Origin of the sequence: Candidatus Electronema sp. TJ, from assembly GCF_048287355.1 — a bacterium.
Taxonomy (GTDB): Bacteria; Desulfobacterota; Desulfobulbia; order Desulfobulbales; family Desulfobulbaceae; genus Electronema.
Window position 1 is genome coordinate 26,837 of the sequence record NZ_JBLWEP010000001.1, and the last position, 2,564, is coordinate 29,400.

The 2,564-nt window shown below is 59.4% G+C and carries 2 protein-coding genes; one reads left to right on the top strand and one right to left on the bottom strand.

Annotated elements, in window-relative coordinates:
- Positions 1-319: hypothetical protein (locus tag ACNKID_RS00140; RefSeq protein ID WP_417911417.1), on the bottom strand; the 319-nt coding region annotated here is incomplete at its 3' end.
- On the opposite strand from ACNKID_RS00140, the gene lon reads away from it, so the two are divergent.
- Positions 212-2,536: an endopeptidase La gene (gene lon, locus ACNKID_RS00145; RefSeq protein WP_417911416.1), complete on the top strand. Its 2,325-nt coding sequence runs from the start codon at positions 212-214 to the stop codon at positions 2,534-2,536. The two genes, ACNKID_RS00140 and lon, sit on opposite strands and share 108 nt — an antisense overlap.
- The last annotated feature ends 28 nt before the right edge of the window (positions 2,537-2,564 follow it).

The following is a 2,564-nucleotide window of genomic DNA, read 5'->3' on the forward strand; positions in this document are numbered from 1 at the left end:
GGCGGCCCGACCGCCCCTTATTTTTTTCACCTGCTCCGCCGCCGCTTGCCGGTCTTTGTCTTGCTTTCCATGCGCTGAAAGCAGTATAGTGGGGCATGCGGCGAAGACTGCGCCGCCTCTTCGCGCAATTTCGCAACTCAAAAAAATCCCAAGAGAACGAATGGAAGAACACGCTCAAGCAGGCCGGCAGAAAGATCCCGCCAGTCTGCCCGTGCCTGACACGCTGCCCATCATGCCGCTGCATGGTTTTGTTTTCTTTCCTGGCATGGGCTTTCCGCTTCAGATCGGCAGCAAATCCGCCATGCAGCTGGTTGATCATGCCATGAGCGGTGACCGTATGATCGGCCTGGTGCTCTGCCACAAGAAGCAGGCTTCGGTCAATGAGGAGATCACCAGCAAAGACCTGCACCGGGTCGGCGTGGTCGGCTATGTTCACAATGTGACCAAGTTCGATGAAGGCTATTATCATGTCTTGGTCAGTGGCGTGCACAAGATGGCCGTGACCGAGTACACGCAGGAGGAGCCGTGGATCAAAGGGCAGATCACCCGCTTGCCGATGTTCTATGACGAGGAGAGCAGCGAGCTGCAAGCCTTGATCCTCAATCTCCGCAATCAGTTCAAAAAATTAGGCAAGCTGATGGAGATTCCTGAGGAGATCATCGCCACGCTTGGCGCGATCACCGACCCCTACCATATCGGCTACCTCGTCGCCTCTCAGCTCAACCTCAAGGTCGAGGAGGAGCAGGAGATACTGGAGATTGTTGAAATCAACCTCATGCTGCACCGGGTCGCCCGCGAGCTGAACAAGCGGCTGGAGACGGTGGCGATGAGCAACAAGCTCCAAGAGGACATCAAAAAGGAGATCGACGGCAAGCAGCGGGAGTTCTTCCTCCGCCAGCAGATGGAGGCCATCCGCAAGGAGCTGGGCGAGGAGTCTGACGGCAAGGCTGAGCTGACCGAGCTGCGCAAAAAGGCCGATGCCGCTGGTCTGAGCGAGGAGGCGCAGAAAGCGGTCAACAAAGAGCTGGCCCGCTTGGAGCGGATTTCTCCGTCTTCGCCGGAACATTCGGTGGCCCGCAACTATGTGGACTGGATTCTCGACCTGCCGTGGAGCAAAACCACGGAGGACACGATTGATCTCGATAAGGCCGAGCAGGATCTGAACGACGAGCATTATGGCCTTGGCCAGGTGAAGAAGCGCATCCTTGAATTCCTTGCAGTGCGCAAGCTGAAGAACGACATTCAAGGGCCGATACTCTGCCTTGCCGGTCCTCCGGGCGTGGGCAAGACCTCGCTGGGCCAGTCCATCGCTAAAACAATGGGCCGCAAGTTCATCCGCATGGCCTTGGGCGGCCTGCGTGACGAGGCCGAGATTCGCGGCCATCGGCGCACCTACATTGGCGCATTGCCGGGCCGGATCATTCAGAGCCTGAAGCGGGCGGACTCGAAGAATCCTGTCGTGCTCTTAGACGAAATAGACAAACTGGGCAGCGACTTCCGGGGCGATCCTGCCTCAGCCCTGCTCGAAGTGCTGGATCCAGAGCAGAACTCAACCTTCCGCGACCATTATCTGGATCTTGAGTTTGATCTGTCCAAGATCCTCTTCATCGCCACGGCGAACATGCTCGACACCATCCCCGGCCCGCTGCGTGACCGCATGGAGGTGGTGGAGCTGTCCAGTTACACTGAGAATGAAAAGGTGGACATCGCCCGCCGCTATCTGCTGCCCAAGCAGCTGCAAGAGCACGCCCTCACCCCGGATGATCTGGAGATGAGCGGCGAGGCCCTGCTGGAAGTGATCCGCTCCTACACCCGCGAGGCGGGCGTGCGCAACTTGGAGCGCGAGCTGGCTTCAGTGTGCAGGGGCGTGGCGGCCAGCATTGTCCGGGGCAAGACAGAGAAAGTGATGGTCACGCCGGAGAAAGTGCATGAGTATCTCGGCGTGGTGCGCTACTACCCGGAGGTGAAAGCCCGCAACTGGGGGCCGGGATTGGCCACCGGCTTGGCGTGGACACCAGTCGGCGGCAAGATCCTCTTCATCGAAACCTCGAAGATGAAGGGCAAAGGCGGTCTCAATCTGACCGGCAAGCTCGGCGACGTGATGAAGGAATCCGCCGCCGCCGCCCTGACCTATCTCCGCTCCCATGCAAAAGAGCTGAATCTTGACGAGGAAGCCTTCTCGCAGCAGGATCTGCATGTGCATGTGCCGGAAGGCGCGACTCCCAAGGACGGCCCCTCTGCTGGCGTGGCGATGGTTAGTGCGCTCTACTCGGTGATCAGCGGCAGACCGCTGCGCCGCGACGTGGCCATGACCGGAGAGATCACCCTGCGCGGCGACGTGCTGCCGGTCGGCGGCATCAATGAAAAGGTGCTGGCCGCCTTGCGGGCCGGGATCAAAGAACTGATTCTGCCGCCGCAGAACGAGAACGATGTGCTGGAGATGCCTGAGAAGGTGCGCAAGGAGGCTGTGTTTCGCTATCCGCACACCATCGAGGAGGCTCTGGAGTTTGTTCTCGACAAACAGGCGGGGCAGTAGATCTCCTGTGGCCAGCCGGAAACCATTC